Consider the following 21,203-nt stretch of genomic DNA (forward strand, 5'->3'; position numbering starts at 1 on the left):
CATTTTCACACAGAAATTCATTTGGACCAATGGAACTATTCGCGTTCCGGAAGAAAAAGATGTAATGATAATCCATCTTTTCCAGCCCGTTTGTATCAGCGTTTTTCGCACTGCGCATACGTTTCGGGACTCTCTGTCCGCTGTGTGCAGACTACCTGTTTTGTTAAGGATAAGGTCTTAAAGTCATTCATTTTTCCCCCGTATCCTGCTTTCAGTCCCATTCCAAAATAACTAGCGGAATGACTGGTACATGACAGAAAAAGACGGGTCCGGAGTGTTTACAAGAAATACACATTTTATATGCGGAAAGCCTTTCTCCTTTTAAACCATTTACAGGACGTTTATCACTCTTTTGAAATAATTTTAATAAATCTTTATATTCGTTCAAGAAATATTCATCCATAATTGTGAAGTTCTTGGTAAAACATCGAGGAACTCCTCTATTTTATAAAATGCATAAAAAAGGAATACCCGCTGAAAACTACAGATAACCAGGAAAGGAGGCGGTCTGATGTCTGCGGATAAACAAAACAAACGGATTCCCGGCGATTTTGAATCGGCTGTACGGGAAATGCAGGAGCTGATGTGTGTTTGCGGTGATTTTAAAATACGAAGGATCAAACTGCAGGACCGTCATACCGCTTTCTTTTATATTGAACAAATGATAGAAGAACAGAAGCTGAATGAGTTTCTGTTAAGCGACACCCTGCAGAACGGCCCGCTTGAGGAAACGATGAATGCCGTCAGCAGTGCGGAAACGGATGAAACCAGAAAACTCATTGACGGGATTTTGGCCGGCCAGGTTGTTTTTCTCAGCGATGCATCGAGGAAAGCGAAGCTGTTTTCCGTCGGGCAGAATCCGCTGCGTTCCATTATGGAACCCGAATCTGAAAGTATCGTCCGCGGCGCCCATGACGGGTTTGTGGAAAGTTTGGAAACGAACATTCATCAGCTGCGGTTTCACATACAGGACCGCCATCTCTCCGTTCATTATATGGATATCGGGGAAAGAGCCAAATCAAAGGTTGCGGTTATCTTTGTTGAGAATATCGCCAATCCGGAGATTGTCGAGGAAGTGAAGCGGCGCCTGTCATACTTGCGTATAGACAGCGTGCTTGCGCCCGGGATTATCGAGGAATCAATAGAAGATAATTCGTTTTCCATTTTTCCGCAGATCATTCATACGGAACGGCCGGATAAAGCAAAAGCATGCGTGATGGAAGGCTGTGTACTGATCATGATGGACGGGAGTCCGTCGGCTTTGATTGCGCCGATCACATTCTTTTCCTTTTTTCAATCTCCGGATGACTACAGCACGAGGTGGATTTCTGCCAGTTTTTTAAGAGTGCTGAGATTTTTCGCCTTTATGATCGCGATTACGCTGCCCGCTTTTTATATCGCGCTGATTGCGTTTCATTTTGAAGTCATTCCCAACGATCTGATTATCACCATGAAAAATTCGATTGTTGATATTCCCTTTCCCCCGCTGATAGAAGCCATGATTATGGAAATTACGATTGAACTGATCCGCGAAGCCGGTATCAGGCTGCCGAGACCGATCAGTCAGACGATCGGCATTGTCGGCGGTCTCGTGATCGGTGACGCAGTCGTTCAGGCGGGACTCATTTCTAATATGATGATTATCGTCGTAGCCGTTACGGCTGTTTCTTCTTTTGTGCTTCCTTCATATGAAATGAGCACGTCCATCCGAACGCTCAGATTTCCGCTTATGTTTCTGGCATCCTCGTTCGGTTTTATCGGCATCGCACTCGGCTTCGGGCTTATTCTGATGAACCTGTGCAAGCTTGAATCACTCGGCGTTCCTTATTTATCATCTCTGACGCCGTTTCATTTCAGTGACTTGAAGGATGCATTTATCCGGCTGCCGGCTTGGTTTATTAAAAGAAGGCCTTTTTATTTGAGACCGCAAGACTCAAAGCAGATGAAACATGTTCGGGGGTGGAGAAAAGATGAAGCCTAAAAAAATCAGCCGGCTTCAAGGCGTGTTTTTCATTAATCAGACGCAGATCAGCATCGGCATTTTGGCGCTGCCCCATTTACTGATGATGAAATCGGGAAGCAGCGGATGGATTTCCATTCTGCTTACCGGATTGCTCGTCCAGCTTACATTCAGCCTGTATATGATATTATTTCACCGGTTTCCGAAGCTGAACCTGTACGAAATGCTGGAGGAGGTGTTCGGAACACTTGCCGGCAAAGGAGTGCAGGTGCTGTATATTTTATATTTCGCGTTTCTCTGCACGCTCATTCTTTCTGTATTTACACGGATATTGGATATCTGGGTGCTCCCTCAGACTCCGAATTGGGTGATCAGCTTAATGCTGATCCTCGGTTCTGTCTATATCGCCCAGGCTCCGCTGAATGCGATCGCCAGGTTCAGCTTTATTTTAACGCCGTTTTTGCTGCTGATCTCTCTGCCGCTTTTATACACGCTGGGAAAAGCCGATATCACATACATTATGCCGATTTTTCACGGAACCGCAAAAGACATGCTTACCGGGGTGCAGCAAACACTTGTCAGCATTACCGGCTTTCAGGCGGCGCTCGTGATCGGGCCCCTAATCAACTGCACCGTCAGCCAGCGCTACAAAATACTGACGATTTCAAACATCTTGATTATCCTTTATTACCTGTATATCACCCTTACTTGCTTTGTCACAATCAGCCCCGAAGAAATAAAAATGATCCCGGAGCCTGTGCTGTACCTGTTAAAAACCGTTTCATTCAGAATTATCGAACGGACGGATCTGCTCTTTTTGACGTTTTGGTTCGTGACCGTCTTTTCAACGCTGGCCAACGTGTTTTACTTGGCAAGCACCGGCATTGCCAAGCTGTTCAATCAAAAAGATCACAGCCGGTTTGTTTATCCGCTGGCCCTGCTCGTCTTCCTTCTGTCTATTTGGGCCACAAGCACAGATAAAACGATACAGCAGCTGGATCAGTTTTTCCGCATTTCCGATATTGTGTTTGTGTATTTGTTTCCGTTGTTTATGGTATTGATTGTCCTTGTACGCAAAAAGGGTGTCCGCCATGCGCATTAAAAAAGCGGTTCTTATCAGTCTCATGTGCGCAAGCCTGACACTTGCGGGCTGCTGGGATCAAAATTTGCTGAAAGATATTTCTCTCGTGCTGACCGCAAGCCTTGATGTTGATCATGACGGTAAAAATAAAATCGGCATCACCTATCGGAAGGTTCAGTCCTCCCAGGCGGAACAGGAAACGGGCGGCTCATTCATTACGACGGTGCTCAGCGCTTCCGGGCACACCATCCGTGAAGCGCGGTTTCAATTGGATAAGCTTGTCGATCAGCGCATTGACACGTCCAAGCAAAGAGTCTTATTAATCGGTGAGAAAATGGCGGAAAAACCGCTTTTTCCTTATCTCGATGTCTTTTACAGAGATCCGAAAAGCCCGCTTCTCGCTCATCCGGCGGTTGTAAAAGACGGCGAGGCAATTGAAGTGCTGAAGCTGATCGTCCGGCAGAAATTGATCGTCAGCAAGTATTTAACGAATTTATTAACAAGCGCTAATGCGGAATCAAATATCAGCATGGAAAATTTGCAATCCATCCGTTCAAGCATGCTGACGGCTGATAAGGATTTCGCCCTTCCTTATTTATCGATTAACGGACAGACGATAAAGGTAGAGGGTTCTGCCCTGTTCAGCGGCCAGCGAAAAGTGACTGAGGTGCTCGGTCAGGATTCGACCCTCCTGACCCTTTTAAGCGGGCAATTTAATAAATCGGCTAATATTAATCTGAAGCTGTGGGACAAATACAAAATGGATATTGAAAATTATCTTTCTCTCGGCATCACGGATGCCACGCGAAAGATTGTATTTATAGATACAGATCCGCAGCATATAAAAGTGAAAATCCGTTTAAAACTGAATGCACGCGTCTTGGAATATCCAAAGGACAAGCTGAATTCTTATACGGCAATCGACCAAATAAACAAACAAGCCTCAGCAAATTTGAACAGCCAGGCCAGATCGGTGATCAGCCATATTCAGGAGCACAATTCGGATATCCTCGGCATCGGCCGGAAATATCAAACCCATTATTATGAGCGGGGCAAGCGGCTCAATTGGCGTGGGGTCTATCCTTCCATCGAGATAATCCCTGATATTAAAGTGAATATCTCACAAATCGGCATCGTGAACTAAAAGAGACCCCGGTCTCTTTTTTTGTTGCCAACCGAAATGATTCGTGTTACTCTTTTTATGTAAACGGTTACATAGCTGAAGGAGGAGTGTTTGTTGGCAACGATTAAAGATGTGGCAGGCGCTGCCGGCGTCTCTGTTGCCACGGTTTCACGTGTCCTCAATGACAACGGCTACGTGCATGAAGATACACGAACGAAGGTCATGCTTGCCATGGAGAAGCTGAATTATTATCCGAATGAAGTTGCCCGCTCTCTTTATAAAAGAGAATCCAGACTGGTCGGGCTTTTGCTTCCGGATATTACGAATCCCTTTTTCCCTCAGCTTGCCCGCGGCGCTGAAGACGAGTTGCAGCGGGAAGGATACCGGCTGATCATCGGCAACAGCGATGAAGAATTGGAAAAAGAACTCGACTACCTGCAAACATTTAAACAAAATCAAGTTGCCGGTATTTTGGCGGCCACCCATTACCCCGACCTTCCCGAATACAGCGGCAGCCTTTACCCGGTCGTATTTCTGGACCGGACAAAAGAAGGCGCCCCATCCGTATTCAGTGACGGGCGGGCAGGCGGAAAACGGGCGGCTGAGGAAATGCTTCGCGGCAAAAGCACAAGCATCACGCTTGTCAAAGGCCCAGCCCACCTTCCGACCGCTCAGGAACGTTTTAACGGCGCACTTAACGTGCTGCAAAAAGCGAACGCGCAGTTCAATGTCATCTCCGCCGCTTCATTTTCCATCAAGGATGCCGCCATTTTAGCAGAAGAATTGTTTGCAGCATACCCTGAAACCGACGGAGTCATTGCCAGCAACGACATTGCGGCGGCTGCCGTCCTCCATGAGGCGCTGCGGCTCGGCAAAAAAGTTCCGGAGGAGATTCAGATCATCGGATACGACGATATTCCGCAGAGCAGGCTTTTGTTTCCGCCGCTTTCAACCATCCGCCAGCCTGCATATGAGATGGGAAAACAAGCGGCAAACCTGCTGCTGCAATTGATAAAGAAAGAGCCGCCGAAAGAGACGGCCATTCAAATGCCCGTGACTTACATAAGAAGACAAACGACAAGAAAGGATGATCACCATGAGTGAAATTTGTGTTATCGGAAGCTGTTCGATGGATCTGGTCGTCACATCTGAACGGCGTCCGAAAGCCGGAGAAACCGTACTGGGCACAGACTTTCAAACCGTGCCCGGAGGAAAAGGCGCAAATCAGGCCGTAGCCGCTTCCCGCCTGGGCGCAAACGTATATATGGTAGGAAAAGCAGGCAATGACAGCTACGGAAAAGCGATTATTGAAAACCTGAAGGCAAACGGTGTCAATACGGACTATATGGAAACGGTTACACATAAAAAAAGCGGAACGGCTCATATTGTGCTCGCTGAAGGAGACAACAGCATCGTCGTCGTAAAAGGCGCAAACGATGACATCTCCCCCGATTATGCCAAAAGTGCGCTGGCAAAACTTCCCGGCATTGATATCGTGCTGATCCAGCAGGAGATTCCTGAAGAAACCGTTGAAGAAGTGTGCAGCTACTGCCGCGCGCAGCAAATTCCGGTTATCCTGAATCCCGCGCCGGCCCGGCCGCTGAAACAATCGACGATTGAGGATGCCGCATATCTTACGCCGAACGAACATGAAGCATCCATTTTATTTCCTGACCGGACGAAAGAAGAAGCGCTCGCCGGCTATCCCGGCAAACTGTTCATTACCGAAGGAAAACAAGGCGTGCGCTACTCAGACGGCACCGCGGAACGGCTTGTTCCCGCCTTCCCTGCAGAAGCGGTCGACACGACGGGAGCCGGCGATACCTTTAATGCGGCACTTGCCGTCGCACTCGCGGAAGGACGGGACATTGAGCAAGCGCTCCTGTTTGCCAACCGCGCCGCCTCCCTGTCCGTGCAGCACTTCGGCGCCCAAGGCGGCATGCCGGCCAGAAAAGAAGTTGAGGAGCTGCTGTCATGAAAAAACACGGAATGTTAAACAGCCACATTGCCAAAGTATTGGCCGATCTGGGGCATACAGACCTCATCGCAATCGCAGATGCGGGTCTCCCCGTCCCTGACGGCGTCCCTAAAATTGATTTGTCCTTAATGGCGGGCGTTCCCGCCTTTCGGGACGTGACCAGCCTGGTAGCCGGGGAGATGGCAGTCGAAAAGGTGATCGCCGCTTCCGAGATCAAAGACGCAAATCCTGAGAATGCAAGTTTCATAGAAAGCCATTTCTCAGCGCAGACGATCGAGTACATGTCCCACGAGGAATTCAAACGGCTCACACAGAAAGCAAAAGCCGTCATCCGAACGGGTGAAATGACACCATACGCCAACTGCATCCTGCAGGCGGGTGTGATTTTCTAGAAAGAAGGGATCCAGCATGCACATCGGCATGACAGACATTCATAAAGCATTCGGCAAAAACCAAGTGCTCTCCGGCGTCTCATTTGAGCTTCTGCCGGGAGAAATCCACGCTTTAATGGGAGAAAACGGAGCGGGCAAATCGACGTTAATGAATCTGCTCACCGGGCTCTACCGGCTCGACAAGGGAAACATTACGATAAACGGAACAAACATGAACTTCTCCAATCCAAAGGAAGCCGAAAAGCACGGAATCGCCTTTATCCATCAGGAACTGAATATATGGCCGGACATGACGGTGCTTGAAAACCTTTTTATCGGCAAAGAGCTGACGACGGCATTCGGCGTTTTGGAAACGAAGAAAATGAAAGCGCTAGCAAAATCACAGCTTGAAAAACTGGGAGTCTCTCTTCCTCTTGACCGGGAAGCCGGACAATGTTCCGTCGGACAGCAGCAGATGATTGAGATTGCCAAAGCGCTGATGACAAACGCCGAAGTCATTATTATGGACGAACCGACCGCGGCGCTGACCGAACGGGAAATCAGCAAACTGTTTGACGTGATGACGGCGTTAAAGCGGGACGGCGTATCCATCGTCTATATTTCGCACCGAATGGAAGAGATATTTTCGATTTGCGACCGGATCACCATTATGCGGGACGGCCTCACTGTCGATACGGCGCATATGAAAGAAACTAATTTTGATGAAGTGGTCAAAAAAATGGTCGGGCGGGAGCTGACCGATCGGTATCCGACTCGCACGCCGTCACTCGGCGATAAGGTGCTCGAAGTGAAAAACGCCTCAAAAAAAGGAAGCTTTTCACAGATCAGTTTCCATGTGAGCGCCGGAGAAATCCTCGGCGTTTCCGGCTTAATGGGTGCCGGACGGACAGAAATCATGAGGGCGCTGTTCGGAATTGACAGGCTCGATTCCGGAGAGATCTGGATTTCCGGCCGAAAAACCGGCATTCGGGGTCCGTACGATGCCATCCGCAAGGGACTCGGCCTGATTACGGAGAACCGCAAAGATGAAGGGCTGCTGCTGGATACGTCCATTCGTGAAAATATCTCATTGCCGAACCTGCCCAGCTTCTCTCCGAAAGGCATCATTGACCGAAAACGCGAGGCGGAGTTCGTTGAGCTGCTCATCAAGCGTCTGACCATTAAGACCGCATCTCCGGAAACCGCCGCCCGGCATTTATCAGGAGGAAATCAACAAAAAGTCGTCATCGCCAAATGGATTGGAATCGGCCCGAAAGTTCTCATCCTTGATGAACCGACAAGAGGCGTCGACGTAGGCGCGAAAAGGGAAATCTATTCATTAATGAATGAACTGACCGATCGCGGAGTCGCCATCATCATGGTGTCTTCCGAGCTGCCGGAAATTCTCGGCATGAGTGACAGAATCATCGTCGTCCACGAAGGGCGCATCAGCGGAGAAATCAATGCGGCCGGCGCAACACAAGAACACATCATGACACTTGCCACGGGAGGGCAGCAGTATGAAAACTGAACCAATAACATCAACTGAACAAAAGCGATTTTCCATTCACACCTTCACGCAAAAACTCGGTCCGTTTCTCGGCTTACTGATTCTTGTGCTGATCGTTTCCGTTTTAAACCCGAGTTTTCTTGAACCCCTCAATATTCTCAACCTTCTTCGGCAGGTTGCGATTAACGCTCTGATTGCATTCGGAATGACGTTTGTCATTTTAACGGGAGGCATTGATCTCTCTGTCGGAGCCATCCTCGCCTTATCGAGCGCATTAGTCGCAGGTATGATGGTCTCAGGCATCGACCCGATCTTAGCCGTCATCATCGGCTGCGTAATCGGCGCCGTACTCGGCATGATAAACGGATTATTAATCACAAAAGGAAAAATGGCGCCGTTCATCGCCACTTTGGCGACAATGACCGTCTTTCGCGGACTGACCCTCGTCTATACGGACGGAAATCCGATTACGGGGCTCGGTTCAAATTACGCATTTCAATTATTCGGACGCGGTTATTTTCTCGGCATTCCCGTACCTGCCATTACGATGCTGATTGCATTTGCAACCCTGTGGGTTCTTCTGCACAAAACACCGTTCGGCCGCCGGACATACGCCATCGGCGGCAATGAGAAAGCGGCGCTGATATCGGGAATCAAAGTGCCCCGCATCAAGATCATGATCTATTCTCTGACAGGTTTATTATCGGCGCTGGCGGGAGCGATTCTGACATCACGCTTAAATTCCGCACAGCCGACGGCCGGGGAATCATACGAGCTGGACGCCATCGCAGCGGTCGTTCTCGGCGGAACGAGCCTGTCCGGCGGTCGAGGGCGCATCATCGGTACGCTGATCGGGGTTTTGATTATCGGTACGCTGAACAACGGCTTGAACCTTCTCGGCGTATCATCTTTTTATCAGCTCGTCGTCAAAGGAATCGTCATTTTAATCGCGGTGCTGCTGGACCGCAAAAAATCGGCATAGTAGGAGGACCATTATGAAGAAAGCCATCATCACGATCGCGGCATTATCACTGTTTTTGCTGTCCGCCTGTTCACTTGAACCGCCACAATGGGCAAAACCGTCAAACACAAAACATAAAAAAGAATTCACTATCGGGCTCTCCGTCTCCACATTGAACAATCCGTTCTTCGTTTCATTAAAAGAAGGCGTTGTAAAGGAAGCCAAAAAACGGGGCATGAAGGTCATTATTGTCGATGCCCAAAATGATTCATCTAAACAGTCAAATGACGTAGAAGATTTGATCCAGCAGGGAGTCGATGCGCTGCTGATCAACCCGACCGATTCCTCAGCGATTTCAACAGCCGTCGAATCGGCAAATTCCCTCGGCATTCCCGTCATTGCGCTTGATCGTTCAGCCGAACACGGCAAAGTCGAAACGCTTGTCGCCTCTGACAATGTCAAAGGAGGAGAAATGGCGGCTGACTACCTCGCCGACCAGCTCGGAAAAGGCGCCAAAGTGGCGGAATTGCAAGGGGTGCCGGGCGCATCCGCGACACGGGAACGCGGAACGGGCTTTCATCATATTGCCGACAAAAAGCTGGATGTCGTAACAAAGCAAGCGGCGGATTTTGACCGTACAAAAGGATTGACCGTCATGGAAAACCTGCTGCAGGGACATCCGGATATTAAAGCCGTGTTCGCCCATAATGATGAAATGGCACTCGGCGCGCTCGAAGCGATTAACAGCTCGGGCAAACACATTTTGGTCGTCGGTTTCGACGGAAATAAAGATGCGATTTCTTCCATTAAAAACGGAAAGCTGACAGCCACGGTCGCCCAGCAGCCGGAGCTGATCGGAAAACTGGCGGCCGAAGCGGCGGAGCAGGTGCTCAAAGGAGAAAAAGTCAAAAAAACCATTTCCGCTCCATTGAAACTTCAAACACAAAAATAACCGGCCGATGTTTAGACTTCCGATAAAACGTGAAAGGATGAAGTAAAAGGAGAGATACAGATGAAGAAAACAGCCAAAGCGGCATCCATTCTGACCCTTGCAGCGGGAATAACAGCGGCTTCAGCTGCCGGAATAACGCCTCTTCCGGAGACACACGCGCAAGAAGCGGTCAAAATTGACGATCTGTACAGCTACCCGCTTGACTCTTATCTCGTTTCCGCGGAAGCATTGAACGTCAGAACAAAAGCATCAGCAGCCAGTCCGAGAGCTGATACCCTTCATTTAGGCGACAGCTTAAAGATCGTTTCATTCCAGAACGCTGACTGGGCAAAAGTACATTATAAAAACGGAAAAACAGGATTTGTATCTACTCATTATATTGTTAAAGAAGCAACAACCGTAAAAACGACGGCAAAAACAAAAGTATATACAGACAAACAAGCGGTCAAAGCTTCCCTTGCTAACAACACGAGCGTTTCTTTCCTCGGATGGAAAAAGACAGCCGGCGGCGGCATTGACTTCGGCTGGGCGCTTGTCGATTACGGGGGCGCAACGGGATATATCAGCACAAAAGATCTGCAAAAACTGACATAATATCAAAACGGATTTCGCAAATTCAGCGCGAAATCCGTTTTTTCTTTCTTGGGCAGTCAGAAACGTCTAAGGTTCGAAATATTTCTCAGGAAATATTGTCGGATGAAGATGAATGCATACGACTCTAAAATGGCTTCTTTATGTAATCCGCCAGGCGTTTTGCATTGTCATGAATAGCCGCAGCATCGGCGCTGCTTACCCCGTACATCGCGAAAGCCGGCAAATAGGTCATACCCGTAAAATTAGCCATTGCCTGAAACGGCCTTAAGAGCTCGCTCAGTGAAAAATGGTTGGACCCGCCTGCCTGATATGCATCCTCTCCGGCACCTACAGAAACAGCCAGCAGCAATTCTTTGCCGTGCAGCGCCTTTCCTTTGGAACCGTAAGCCCAGCCATACGCCAGCACATGATCCATCCATGTTTTTAAAAGCGGAGGCGCACTGTACCAGTACAGCGGGAATTGAAATACGATCCGGTCATACTGTTCACACAGCTGCCGTTCCTTTTCCCCATCTATTTTCCCGTCCGGATATTCTTTATAAAGCTCACGGACCGTGATGTCATCATGATTTTTTAATTCTTCTGTCCACGCCTTATTGACCGCTGAGTTATCCATGTCAGGATGAACCGCTAATACCAATACTTTCACACCTACCACACCTTTCCCTTTTGACTGTATTTTACCTAATCTTTGCCAGTTCAGCCAAATAAAAAGAAAGCCCCCGAGAAAAATGGGGCTTTCTTTTTTAATTTATTCCGGGCTTCCTTCGGTTGTTTCGATATCCTTCGCAAAATTCGGATTATCTAAATTTGCGTTGAAAAAGTCCGCCGTATTCGGAAGCTTGAGGTTCATATTCATTTTTTGAGAAATGGTCACTTTACAATCTTTAATGACATAGTCAAACACGTGTCCCCCGGAATTGCGTCCTTCATCAATGAAGTGCAGGTGGTATCCGGAAACAGCGATGCCGTTTGCGTAACCCGGCGTCCAGAAGCCGGCGATTGTACCCTGAATGTCGTCAAAGTTGAACACAGGCTGTGTTTTCACCGCTTCGATCATCGGAACGTACGGTTTCTCCTGGCGTTCTACCGTTCTTGTCTGCACCTTTTTAAATACGCCGTCTAAACGGATCGCATAAAATAAGTTTTTACTAGGCAGAAGGCTGGCGATTTCCTGCTCGAATTCTTCACGGGTCATTTCGCCCTCGATCGTATGCGTCATATCAGGCGTGAAAAATGTGAATGAGCAGAATGGTGACAGGTCTCCGCCTTTAACAGGCGTAGCCGTTCCGTCGCCGCGCAGACGGTAAAATTCTCCGTCAAATCCGATTAATTCGCCGTCCAGTTTGTTGAACGTGCCGATTCCGAAATCACCGAACTTCGGAATGTCAGCCATATCAAAATCTCCGTCATATACTCCGTCCAGCAGAGATGTCATTGTTGAGACTTGATAGATCTGATCCTCAGGTGAGCCTTTTTCTCCGCGGCTCATCATATGGATGTCGCTTGCGTTTTTCATATTCCCTTCACTCCTTTTAAATTGGGCTGTTTTAGAAAACAGGTCATGGTGCGCAGAGTGCTAGAGAGCTTTTGCTTTCATTTTTTCTTTGAATTGCTTCGGAAGCATGTCGCTTGATAAATGGACATTGTCACTGTAATCGACAGGAATGTCAATGATGACAGGGCCTTCTGTGTTCAAGCCTTTTTGCAGCACGTCTGCCAGCTGTTCCGGTGACTCAACGCGCAAGCCGGTGGCGCCGAAGCTTTCTGCATATTTTACGATGTCAATGTTTCCGAAATCTACGCATGATGTACGGTTATATTTTTTCATTTGCTGGAATGCGACCATATCATATGTGCTGTCATTCCATACAAGGTGAACGATCGGCGCTTTTAAGCGGACTGCCGTTTCCAATTCCATTGCAGAGAACAGGAATCCTCCGTCTCCTGAAACGGATACGACTTTTTCACCCGGATTCACCAATGTGGCGGCAATCGCCCAAGGAAGCGCTACGCCTAATGTCTGCATGCCGTTGCTGATCAACAGTTTCAGCGGCTCATAAGCGCGGAAGTAGCGGGACATCCAGATCGCGTGAGAACCGATATCGCAAGTGACGGTTACGTCGTCATCAATTGCATTGCGCAGTTCTTGGACGATTTGCAGAGGATGCACTCTGTCGGATTTATGGTCGCTTGGCGCCTTCTCGCTGTCTGTGAGCATCTGTTTTAATTCGCTCAGCACTTCTTGTTCACGGCTGCCCATATCAAATGTCACAGCGTCGTGTTCAATTTGTTTAACCGTAGCGGCGATATCGCCTAATAATTCTAATTCCGGCTGATAGGCATGATCAATATCGGCCTGAATTTCGTCAAGATGGATAATAGCACGGTCACCGTTTACGTTCCAGAACTTCGGATCGTATTCAATCGGATCATAACCGATCGTTAATACGACATCCGCCTGTTCAAGCAGAAGATCGCCCGGCTGGTTGCGGAACAGTCCGATCCGGCCGAAATATTGGTCTTCCAGCTCTCTGGACAATGTGCCGGCCCCTTGGTACGTTTCTACGAAAGGCAGTTTTGTTTTGGCAAGCAGTTTGCGGATTTGTTTTACCGCCTCCGGTCTTCCGCCTTTCATGCCGACTAACAGAACGGGAAGTTTCGCCGTCTGGATTTTCGCGATAGCCGCGCTGACCGCTTCTTCCGGTGCAGGGCCTTGTTTCGGCGCCGGCACGCTGCGTACGTTTTTCACATTTGTGATTTCATTCACAACATCCTGCGGAAAGCTCACGAAAGCCGCGCCTGCCTGACCTGCTGACGCTGCCCTGAAGGCGTTTGTTACCGCTTCTGGTATATTCCCTGTTTCCTGTACTTCTACACTGTATTTTGTAATCGGCTGAAATAGCGCCGCATTGTCCAATGATTGGTGTGTCCGTTTTAACCGGTCTGCGCGAATTACGTTACCCGCCAGCGCCACTACCGGATCACCTTCTGTATTAGCCGTTAACAAGCCGGTCGCCAAGTTGGATGCCCCCGGGCCTGAAGTAACGAGACAAACGCCTGGTTTTCCAGTCAGTCTTCCGACAGCCGCAGCCATAAATGCAGCGTTCTGTTCGTGACGGCATAAAACCAGTTCAGGTCCTTTATCTTTTAACGCATCAAATACTGCATCAATTTTTGCACCCGGAATGCCAAAAACATGTGTGACACCTTGCTCCACTAAGCAATCAACAACAAGCTCCGCCCCCCGATTTTTTTCAGAGGTTTTTAGTTCATTTGTTGCTTTTGCCAACACCCTCACTCCTTATTATGCATATTAAATATAAAATTTTAAGTAATTTGTGATATTATTCACTATACACTCTTTGGAAATTGACCTCCAATATCAATTCGCCGTATGATTAATATGTTTCACGAATAATTAACAAAGAGAAAGGAATGGATAAGGATGGAGCTTCGCCATCTTCAATACTTTATTGCCGTTGCCGAAGAACTTCATTTCGGCAAAGCTGCGCTTCGGTTAAATATGACACAGCCGCCTCTCAGCCAGCAGATCAAACAGCTTGAGAAGGAAGTCGGCGTGACCTTATTAAAGCGCACGAAACGGGTTGTAGAGCTTTCAGCTGCCGGAGAAAGTTTTTTAAAACACAGCAGAAACGCGATCGAAGAAATAGACAAAGCGATTGAAATGGCGCAGAGAACGGCGCGGGGAGAGCTCGGCCGCCTTGTCGTCGGTTTTGTCGGCTCGGCCACATATGAATTTCTGCCGCCGATCATTCGGGAATTCCGCGAAAAATTCCCCTCCGTCAAGCTTGATCTGCGTGAAATTTCTTCTTTCAGACAGCAGGAAGAACTTCTGAAGGGGAACATTGATATCGGCATCCTTCATCCGCCTTTACAGCATTCCGCGTTACATATGGAAAAGGTGCAGAGCAGCCCGTGCATTCTGGCTTTGCCAAAGCAGCACCCGCTTACCGCTAAACAGACAATCGACATTCAGGATTTAAAAAATGAACCGATTATCACACTGTCGAAAGAAACATGGCCGACTTTATATCTAGAGTTTGTAAACTACTGCGAGCAGGCGGGCTTCAAACCGAAAATCGTTCAGGAAGCGACGGAGTATCAAATGGTGATCGGATTGGTTAGTGCCGGTATCGGTGTAACCTTCGTGCCTTCTTCTGCTAAAAAGCTGTTTAATCTCGAAGTCGCCTACCGCGGCATTAATCAGGTGCAGCTCACTGCCGAATGGGTCATTGCCTACCGCAAGGATAATCAAAATCCGATTCTGAAACATTTTCTGGATATTATGAATAAACGCCAGGCTTTATTGCAGGCGGATAAGGAAAATGCATAAAAAAGAGGGCCGCCGAAAGCAGCCTCTTTTTTTGTGCTTTTATGGAATTTTACTAAATTGGTAGAAACGCTCAGTACACCTTACGACCTGTACCCGTATACATACAGTACAACTGATCAGGAGGGATAAAAATAACGGGGCGGCAATGACCCATCTAAAAGGAGGCAGAACACATTACACATATTACCGTCATTTTGACCCTGATTTCTTTCTTTGTGACCATTATTTTTATCTTTTGGAGACCCGGGGGATTAAATGAAGCCGTTCCGGCGTCGCTGGGCGCCATTCTCGTTTTGTTATGCGGAACCGTTTCCTTTCATGATTTGGGGGATATAGGGTCAAAAGTCACCGGAGCATCAATCACCATTATCTCCACAATGATTATGGCGATCGCGCTGGAAAGCTTCGGTTTTTTTAACTGGGCGGCGGCCAAACTGCTTCACCGCGCCAAGGGATCGGGCATCCGGCTTTTTTGGCTGACCAACCTGCTCTGTTTTTCAATGACGCTCTTTCTGAATAATGACGGCAGCGTCTTAATCACCACTCCTATTTTACTATTGGTCTTACAATATCTCGGACTTAAAAGACATCAAAAAACACCGTATTTAATAAGCGGCGTATTAATTGCGACGGCGGCAAGCACCCCGATCGGCGTCAGTAATATCGTCAATTTAATTTCTCTCAAAATGATAGGCATGGACCTTTATTTGTACACCAATATGATGTTTATCCCCGGCACGCTGGGACTGGTGTTTATGGCCTTTCTGCTGTTTGCCGTTTTTTACCGCCGTTTGCCGAAACAGCTCCCCGATATTCCGGTTCATTTTGACTCGCTGGAACACAAACGATATCACCCGCTTCAGCCTCCGCCGGACCCGACCCAAAACAGCCGTACGAACATCATGTTTTGTGTTTTGGCATTTGTATTGTTCGTCCGGATCAGTCTGTTTGCAGCTTCTTACAACGGCATATCCGTTTCGCTCGTGGCTGTCATCAGTTCAGTCATCCTGCTTGGCTGGAGATGGATTTATTTAAAAATCGGACCGGCAGACTTATTAAGGAAAGCGCCTTGGCATATCTTTATTTTTGCCTTCACGATGTACATTATCATCTACGGACTGCATAATATCGGACTGACGGCGCTGCTTGTTCAGTCTATTGAGCCTTATGTCTCACAAAGCATTGCCCACGCCGCATCTATTATGGGCATCGCTACATCCGTCCTCTCTAATTTGTTCAATAACCATCCCGCCTTAATGATCAGCACTTTGACCTTAACTGAAATGTCCATCGACCCATTAACCGTAAAAATCATTTATTTGGCTAATATTATCGGCAGTGATATCGGATCATTGCTTCTGCCGATCGGGACATTAGCCACGCTGATCTGGATGCATATCATCAGACAGCACGGCGAAAAAGTTTCTTGGTCAGAATATATCAAAACGACCATTATCGTTGTCCCTCTCACCGTCGTGTTTACCATTACCGTTTTATATGTTTGGATCAGTTGGATTTACCTTTAGCCCTGATGAAAAAAACTGCCTGCTGTATAAGAGAGGCAGTTTTATCATTTATGGCAGGTGCATGGTTTTTAAATGATTCAATTTCCAAAAAACAGTATCTCCGTCTGCATTGGTCAATTCAAGAATATTATCTGAGACATCCTGTAACAGCCCGACTTTATTCGGTATATCTCCTAAATCCAGAATAATCAGCTTCCCGATATATCTTTTTAATTGCTCCTCAAAATTCCGGACGAGGGGCACATTAGCGGGAACAACCGGCAGCTCTGAACTGTTTAATGTATACGGCGTCTGCTCATCGGAATAGGGTGTCAGCCATTTCAAATGATGCATCGAGATGAAAAGAGTCTTATAAACCGGAGAGAAGAAAACAAAATAATCATTTAAAACACTTGTCACATACCCATGAATGGAACGGTCTCCCGTAACAAATATTTCTGTGAATCTGCCTTTTATATGCTGGAGGGTATTCCGGTAAGAAAAGGAATGTTCCTGTTTTTCGGGATGCGGACTTTTTTTTCTTGCGTACGGTTCTTTATTCTCTTCGTCCGGGAGCGTCAATGTCATCCTCTGAAGGTGCAGCAGCGGAATATAAAGAAACGTCCGGCCGTCATGAATCACAATGATATCCTGACCGATATCCAAAAGAGTTCCTGAAAATGTCGTATTCCCCGATATCTCAATATCGACTTGTTTATCCAGAAATCTGCTTAATCCAGCCATTTCATTCCCCCCTCTCCCGCGTTTACGGACCAATCATTTACGGCCGTGTTTCCACCGATAATCTATTGTCCTTAATACAGTGGCATAGCTATAAGAGTTCTCTTCCTCCCTTTTTGAAGATCGAACGGATCTTGACGATCTTTTCGACTTTTTAGAGGAAGTACGCTGCTCTTCGCGTGATTCTTCCTCATGCGGCTTTTCTTCTTCGGCGCTCTCTTTCTCACCTTTATTCTCGTCGTCTTTATTCTCCTCTTTTTTAGCTGCTCCTTTTGCCCCTTCGCTGATGCTCTTGATATGAAAAGGATAGATCCGCAGCACTTCTTTATCTTTCACAAGAGTGTAGTGGCCGTCGGAATTATCCACAAGTATACCTTCAACGGCTTCAGGACCTCCGCGGTTGATGGATACCCATTTGTGGATCAGGCGTTTAAATATGCCGTGAAAATCATCAGCCATTTCAAATTCCGGGCGCTCCTCCTCTTGGCCGTCCTCTTCTTGTTCCGCGCTGATGCTTTTGACATGATCGGCGTTAAAATATACGATTCCGTCATCTTCCGTTTCCAGCACGAGAAAATCATCCCCTGTTTCGTGAAGCTTTCCTCTTTTCGATTCCGGACCTCCCTGATTCAATTGCACCGTGCGATTGGTCATCCGGCTGATCAGATCTTGAAAATCATCAGCTTTTTCACATTCTGCCGCTTCGGCCGGCGATACGGTTTCACTCGTATTTTCCGTCACACTTTTCACGTGTTTCCATTGATAATAAACGATTTTATTATCAACCTGAAGAGCGATATAATCCGATTGAATGTCTGCTAATCTCCCTGTCTTGGACTCCGGGCCTCCCCGGTAGACAGTAATTACTTTTCCTTCCATCGCATGCAAAAAGTTGTCATCAGACCGCTGCCGCTTCGTATTGCGTTTCATCTATTGTCCTCCTAGTCATTTTTCTCATAATGTAAAAAGCATAATGCATATATACGTATCACGATTATTTTCGGGAACTGATTCACCAGCCTATTTGTAAAAAATCTTTCTTCATTTCCAAATCAGATATTCCACCGCTCTAACTCACTGCTGATGAAGGCTGACCGCTCCTTAATGTATTCGCAAATCACTTCAGGCTCCCGGTCAAAGCAATCAATCTCTTCTTTCTTATATGGATCCTTCGCGACATGCGGCCTGATCTGCTCATACAGTGACATGACCTTCGGCTTCATATGTTCAATGGTAAACCGCGTCTGAAGCGTCTCTTCCAAAAGCCGTTTGTACGCTTTGCGGAAATACGGTTCATCCAGAAGCCTTGCAGTCAAGGTATTAAACCCTTGTATTCTGACATAATCGGCCTCCATCCGATCACCATGAATGTCTCTTCCCCACGTCGCATCGTAATCCCACGGAATGACTTCAAAAAGTCCCGTTTCATGATTCCGGTATAAAGCGTAATTATGAACAAATCCATCGTAGTTTGAGGTAAACACGATGCCCGCAAGCCACCTCAAATACTTATCGGCGTCCAAGTGTTTGACGATCTCCCCCTTGAACTCTGACTTCGGAACGGTATTAATTTTATAGATCATATCCTGCAAGTATAAATCGTCTTCTTTCGTTCCCGTTTTCTTTTCATAACCAAGTTCGAGCGATGTTTTCGTATCCCGCTCCAGATCACTGACGAGGGAGAAATTGGCGTCGTCATCAACCGCGTAAAAAACAGCGCCGTCCGCCAAATTCCGTTTCGCCAGAAAATATTCATCCACTGACTCCAGCTCAAGATACACCCCCTCATGTCTGCCATTGATTTGCAGGGTTACGAAATTCGCCTTTGGTGACAGCGTCCCAAGCTCCGCGAAGAAATCGAGAGACAGCTTATTCCGCATCATCGACGGATCTTTGTATTCAGCGTTTAAATGTATCTCTTTCGCCCTGCGAAATGTTTTCGGCGAATAAAAAGCGATGTGATACGATTTTTTCTTGAAATCTCTTATATGCGAGCCGCGGTACGCCAGATCAATGTCAAGCCTTTTTTGTTTCACTCTCAGCACCGCGGGCACCGGATCATCATCCCAAATGTCTTTTTTCAGCTCCATTAAGTCTTTCGGGTGAATAAACAGCTGGTATAGAGGCAATGTTGATTGGTCTTTCATCAGTAAACCTCCCTGTATTAATTTAGGCTGTGCTTTTTATATAAAACTCAGCGAATCACACATACACTTTTTTCATTCATGCGTACTATGTGGTAGTAAGGATCGCATCCTTAAAACATATATCATGAGGAGGTTTCAAAATGGGCCACTATTCCCATTCTGATATCGAAGAAGCAGTAAAATCCGCAAGCACCGAGGGATTGGAAGATTATTTGTACCAAGAACCAAAAAGCAGTAAGAAGAGAAAATCTCGCAGCCGTAAAAAATCATGCCGCTCTCACAAAAAATCTCGCAGTCATAAAAAATCGTGCCGCTCTCACAAAAAATCTCGCAGTCATAAAAAATCGTGCCGCTCTCACAAAAGATCTCGCAGCCATAAAAAATCCCGTTCTCACAAAAAATCTCGCAGCCATAAAAAGTCCCGTTCTCACAAAAAATCTCGCAGCCATAAAAAATCCCGCTCTCACAAAAAATCTCGCAGCCGTAAAAAATCATGCCGGTCTCACAAAAAATCTCGCAGCCACAAAAAATCATGCCGCCGCAAGAAAAAACGCACGCAGAAAAAACCTTATCGTCCTCATAAAAAAGACCCTTGCAAAAAAGACGATTACTGCAGCAAAACAGAGTACTGGAAAGACGGGAACATCTGGGTTGTAAAGAAAAACTACAAGTAACACCATTCGTAAATAGGCTGCCGGCTAAACGGAAGCCTTTTTCCTCAATCAGATATATGCCACGTGATAAGATATGCAGCCGGTTTTCTTTTGTTGTGTTTCCGAATTTTCTTTCTGTATAATCAGGTCATACGATAAAGAAAGGCGGCCGAAATCATGCATATCTTACGAGCAGACGAACTGAACGCAAAAGACACTTACAAATTGCTTTCGGGCACAGTCGTTCCCCGGCCGATCGCATTTGTCACGACGCGGTCATCCATCAACGGCGCCGTAAACGCGGCGCCCTTCAGTTTCTATAACGTTGTCTCCGCAGAACCGCCGCTTCTGGCCATCTCAGTCAGCCGCGCGGACGGTCGGCAGAAAGACACCGCGAGAAACGCACTCGCTCATCGGGAATTCGTGGTGCACGTCAGTGATGAGTCCATTATTGAAGACATTAACAAAACGGCGGCAAGGCTTGATCCTGATGTCAGTGAGCTTGGCATGACAGACCTTTCTGTGACAGACAGCGCTTGCATCAGCGTTCCCGGTATAAAAGAAGCAAAAGTCAGGTTTGAATGTATACTCGAACGCCATCTTCCGTTCCAAAATGACAGCGGAGAAACGACGACAGACCTCATCATCGGCAGAGTCGTTTGTTTTCATTTGAATGACCAAGTATATGACGCCGATAAAGGCTACATACGGACAGATGAGCTGAAGCCTGCGGCAAGGCTCGCGGGGAATGAATACGCCAGACTCGGGAAGACATATACACTTGTCCGCCCGACCTGAAGCAGGAACCATTATAATAGAAGAAACTAGTCAAAAAGACCCCGTTCAAAAGGGGTCTTTTTGAGTTTTTTACCATGTAACTCAGCCTAATGTCTTATAGAATGCCGAAACTTACAAGGCCCTCACTCGTATGAAACGAGTGACACATTTTTAGGAGGCAGACGATGGATTTCATTCAGTTACTGATTTTTTCAGCCGTATTTATTTTGCTCAGCCTTATGTTTCAAGTATTTGCCGCCAAAGTTCTCAATATCGATTAATCGAAATCACACTGCTTATTACGGGCATCGCAGCGGTGACTTTTTTCAATGAAATGTACGGATTTGCAGGAGTTGTTTTCATGCTATTTTTCTGCAGCGGCTTAATGGAATGGCGGCACCGGCGGGAGGAAAAGCAATATGTGTACGATTCGTTTTACGCGGGTCTTTCTGCCGCGCTTGGCGTGCTTATTTTTTTCATCAGTCAGCGTAGC

General features: G+C 47.1%; 20 protein-coding genes and 1 pseudogene. 15 read left to right on the forward strand and 6 right to left on the reverse strand.

All coding sequences use genetic code 11. From position 1 onward, the window contains the following. The first annotated feature begins 511 nt into the window (after positions 1–511). The 10 genes from NYE68_RS19190 to NYE68_RS19235 all read left to right on the forward strand — a co-directional run bounded on the left by NYE68_RS19190 (position 512) and on the right by NYE68_RS19235 (position 10,530). On the forward strand, positions 512–1,981 hold the full coding sequence (locus tag NYE68_RS19190) for a spore germination protein (RefSeq protein WP_023357161.1): 1,470 nt from the start codon (positions 512–514) through the stop codon (positions 1,979–1,981). After that, positions 1,971–3,062: an endospore germination permease gene (locus NYE68_RS19195; protein WP_031379309.1), complete on the forward strand. Its 1,092-nt coding sequence runs from the start codon at positions 1,971–1,973 to the stop codon at positions 3,060–3,062. Before NYE68_RS19190 ends, NYE68_RS19195 begins: the two co-directional genes overlap by 11 nt. Then, positions 3,052–4,185 (forward strand): Ger(x)C family spore germination protein, encoded by a 1,134-nt coding sequence (locus NYE68_RS19200; protein ID WP_039253592.1) that lies wholly within the window; start codon positions 3,052–3,054, stop codon positions 4,183–4,185. Before NYE68_RS19195 ends, NYE68_RS19200 begins: the two co-directional genes overlap by 11 nt. Positions 4,186–4,278: 93 nt before the next feature. Further along, a complete protein-coding gene (locus NYE68_RS19205; protein ID WP_015418365.1) occupies positions 4,279–5,268 on the forward strand; it encodes a LacI family DNA-binding transcriptional regulator in 990 nt (329 codons plus the stop codon). Next, entirely contained in the window at positions 5,261–6,142 is an 882-nt protein-coding gene (rbsK, locus tag NYE68_RS19210) for a ribokinase (RefSeq protein ID WP_007407520.1), read from the forward strand. Before NYE68_RS19205 ends, rbsK begins: the two co-directional genes overlap by 8 nt. Next, positions 6,139–6,534, forward strand: a complete 396-nt coding sequence (rbsD, locus tag NYE68_RS19215; protein ID WP_015418366.1) for a D-ribose pyranase — start codon at positions 6,139–6,141, stop codon at positions 6,532–6,534. Before rbsK ends, rbsD begins: the two co-directional genes overlap by 4 nt. 16 nt (positions 6,535–6,550) lie before the next feature. Next, positions 6,551–8,044, forward strand: coding sequence for a sugar ABC transporter ATP-binding protein (locus NYE68_RS19220; protein WP_053574029.1), 1,494 nt, complete (start codon positions 6,551–6,553; stop codon positions 8,042–8,044). Next, positions 8,034–9,005: a ribose ABC transporter permease RbsC gene (gene rbsC, locus NYE68_RS19225; RefSeq protein WP_254003437.1), complete on the forward strand. Its 972-nt coding sequence runs from the start codon at positions 8,034–8,036 to the stop codon at positions 9,003–9,005. Before NYE68_RS19220 ends, rbsC begins: the two co-directional genes overlap by 11 nt. A gap of 13 nt (positions 9,006–9,018) precedes the next feature. Further along, complete coding sequence (gene rbsB, locus NYE68_RS19230) at positions 9,019–9,936, forward strand: ribose ABC transporter substrate-binding protein RbsB (RefSeq protein WP_007407524.1); 918 nt, start codon at positions 9,019–9,021, stop codon at positions 9,934–9,936. Positions 9,937–9,996: 60 nt separating this feature from the next. Next, on the forward strand, positions 9,997–10,530 hold the full coding sequence (locus NYE68_RS19235; RefSeq protein ID WP_324636332.1) for an SH3 domain-containing protein: 534 nt from the start codon (positions 9,997–9,999) through the stop codon (positions 10,528–10,530). Between the two features lie 124 nt (positions 10,531–10,654). Here NYE68_RS19235 and NYE68_RS19240 read toward each other — a convergent pair whose 3' ends face one another. The 3 genes from NYE68_RS19240 to alsS form a co-directional block, all read right to left on the reverse strand. Then, positions 10,655–11,179, reverse strand: coding sequence for an NAD(P)H-dependent oxidoreductase (locus tag NYE68_RS19240; protein ID WP_033574420.1), 525 nt, complete (start codon positions 11,177–11,179; stop codon positions 10,655–10,657). 102 nt (positions 11,180–11,281) lie between these two features. Next, positions 11,282–12,049, reverse strand: a complete 768-nt coding sequence (gene budA, locus NYE68_RS19245; protein ID WP_064115310.1) for an acetolactate decarboxylase — start codon at positions 12,047–12,049, stop codon at positions 11,282–11,284. A 60-nt stretch (positions 12,050–12,109) separates the two neighbouring features. Next, the gene (gene alsS, locus NYE68_RS19250) at positions 12,110–13,822 is read right to left on the reverse strand and encodes an acetolactate synthase AlsS (protein ID WP_032860108.1); all 1,713 of its coding nucleotides are present in this window, start codon (positions 13,820–13,822) and stop codon (positions 12,110–12,112) included. Between the two features lie 156 nt (positions 13,823–13,978). Here alsS and alsR point away from each other — a divergent pair, with 156 nt between their 5' ends. Beyond that, a complete protein-coding gene (gene alsR, locus NYE68_RS19255) occupies positions 13,979–14,887 on the forward strand; it encodes an acetoin biosynthesis transcriptional regulator AlsR (RefSeq protein ID WP_007407528.1) in 909 nt (302 codons plus the stop codon). A 194-nt stretch (positions 14,888–15,081) separates the two neighbouring features. Then, on the forward strand, positions 15,082–16,413 hold the full coding sequence (locus NYE68_RS19260; RefSeq protein WP_015418370.1) for an arsenic transporter: 1,332 nt from the start codon (positions 15,082–15,084) through the stop codon (positions 16,411–16,413). A gap of 48 nt (positions 16,414–16,461) precedes the next feature. Here NYE68_RS19260 and NYE68_RS19265 read toward each other — a convergent pair whose 3' ends face one another. The 3 genes from NYE68_RS19265 to NYE68_RS19275 all read right to left on the reverse strand — a co-directional run bounded on the left by NYE68_RS19265 (position 16,462) and on the right by NYE68_RS19275 (position 19,280). Further along, positions 16,462–17,136, reverse strand: coding sequence for a hypothetical protein (locus tag NYE68_RS19265; protein WP_007407530.1), 675 nt, complete (start codon positions 17,134–17,136; stop codon positions 16,462–16,464). A gap of 33 nt (positions 17,137–17,169) precedes the next feature. Then, positions 17,170–18,063 (reverse strand): hypothetical protein, encoded by an 894-nt coding sequence (locus tag NYE68_RS19270; protein WP_007614229.1) that lies wholly within the window; start codon positions 18,061–18,063, stop codon positions 17,170–17,172. A 122-nt stretch (positions 18,064–18,185) separates the two neighbouring features. Continuing rightward, positions 18,186–19,280 carry a CotH kinase family protein gene (locus NYE68_RS19275; protein WP_064115309.1) on the reverse strand — a complete coding sequence of 365 codons (1,095 nt, stop codon included), beginning with the start codon at positions 19,278–19,280 and terminating at the stop codon, positions 18,186–18,188. Between the two features lie 140 nt (positions 19,281–19,420). Between NYE68_RS19275 and NYE68_RS19280 the strand changes: the two genes are divergently transcribed. From NYE68_RS19280 to NYE68_RS19290, 3 genes and pseudogenes are all read left to right on the forward strand, one after another. After that, positions 19,421–19,954 carry a hypothetical protein gene (locus NYE68_RS19280; RefSeq protein ID WP_033574417.1) on the forward strand — a complete coding sequence of 178 codons (534 nt, stop codon included), beginning with the start codon at positions 19,421–19,423 and terminating at the stop codon, positions 19,952–19,954. Positions 19,955–20,110: 156 nt separating this feature from the next. Then, positions 20,111–20,731: a flavin reductase family protein gene (locus NYE68_RS19285; protein ID WP_012118614.1), complete on the forward strand. Its 621-nt coding sequence runs from the start codon at positions 20,111–20,113 to the stop codon at positions 20,729–20,731. 164 nt (positions 20,732–20,895) lie between these two features. After that, positions 20,896–21,194 (forward strand): annotated as a pseudogene (locus NYE68_RS19290) (hypothetical protein); the annotation flags it as partial. Positions 21,195–21,203 lie beyond the last annotated feature (9 nt).

The sequence above is a fragment of the Bacillus sp. FSL R5-0447 genome (assembly GCF_038606125.1).
GTDB lineage: Bacteria > Bacillota > Bacilli > Bacillales > Bacillaceae > Bacillus > Bacillus velezensis.

Excerpts from the sequence above, each read along its gene's own strand:
- NYE68_RS19285 (WP_012118614.1), top strand. The coding sequence starts at position 20,111 with ATGCATATCTTACGAGCAGACGAACTGAACGCAAAAGACACTTACAAA.
- rbsK (WP_007407520.1), top strand. The coding sequence starts at position 5,261 with ATGAGTGAAATTTGTGTTATCGGAAGCTGTTCGATGGATCTGGTCGTC.
- rbsB (WP_007407524.1), top strand. The coding sequence starts at position 9,019 with ATGAAGAAAGCCATCATCACGATCGCGGCATTATCACTGTTTTTGCTG.
- NYE68_RS19235 (WP_324636332.1), top strand. The coding sequence starts at position 9,997 with ATGAAGAAAACAGCCAAAGCGGCATCCATTCTGACCCTTGCAGCGGGA.
- budA (WP_064115310.1), bottom strand. The coding sequence starts at position 12,049 with ATGAAAAACGCAAGCGACATCCATATGATGAGCCGCGGAGAAAAAGGC.
- rbsD (WP_015418366.1), top strand. The coding sequence starts at position 6,139 with ATGAAAAAACACGGAATGTTAAACAGCCACATTGCCAAAGTATTGGCC.
- NYE68_RS19190 (WP_023357161.1), top strand. The coding sequence starts at position 512 with ATGTCTGCGGATAAACAAAACAAACGGATTCCCGGCGATTTTGAATCG.
- rbsC (WP_254003437.1), top strand. The coding sequence starts at position 8,034 with ATGAAAACTGAACCAATAACATCAACTGAACAAAAGCGATTTTCCATT.
- NYE68_RS19270 (WP_007614229.1), bottom strand. The coding sequence starts at position 18,063 with ATGAAACGCAATACGAAGCGGCAGCGGTCTGATGACAACTTTTTGCAT.
- NYE68_RS19200 (WP_039253592.1), top strand. The coding sequence starts at position 3,052 with ATGCGCATTAAAAAAGCGGTTCTTATCAGTCTCATGTGCGCAAGCCTG.
- alsR (WP_007407528.1), top strand. The coding sequence starts at position 13,979 with ATGGAGCTTCGCCATCTTCAATACTTTATTGCCGTTGCCGAAGAACTT.
- NYE68_RS19195 (WP_031379309.1), top strand. The coding sequence starts at position 1,971 with ATGAAGCCTAAAAAAATCAGCCGGCTTCAAGGCGTGTTTTTCATTAAT.
- NYE68_RS19280 (WP_033574417.1), top strand. The coding sequence starts at position 19,421 with ATGGGCCACTATTCCCATTCTGATATCGAAGAAGCAGTAAAATCCGCA.
- NYE68_RS19220 (WP_053574029.1), top strand. The coding sequence starts at position 6,551 with ATGCACATCGGCATGACAGACATTCATAAAGCATTCGGCAAAAACCAA.
- NYE68_RS19265 (WP_007407530.1), bottom strand. The coding sequence starts at position 17,136 with ATGGCTGGATTAAGCAGATTTCTGGATAAACAAGTCGATATTGAGATA.
- NYE68_RS19275 (WP_064115309.1), bottom strand. The coding sequence starts at position 19,280 with ATGAAAGACCAATCAACATTGCCTCTATACCAGCTGTTTATTCACCCG.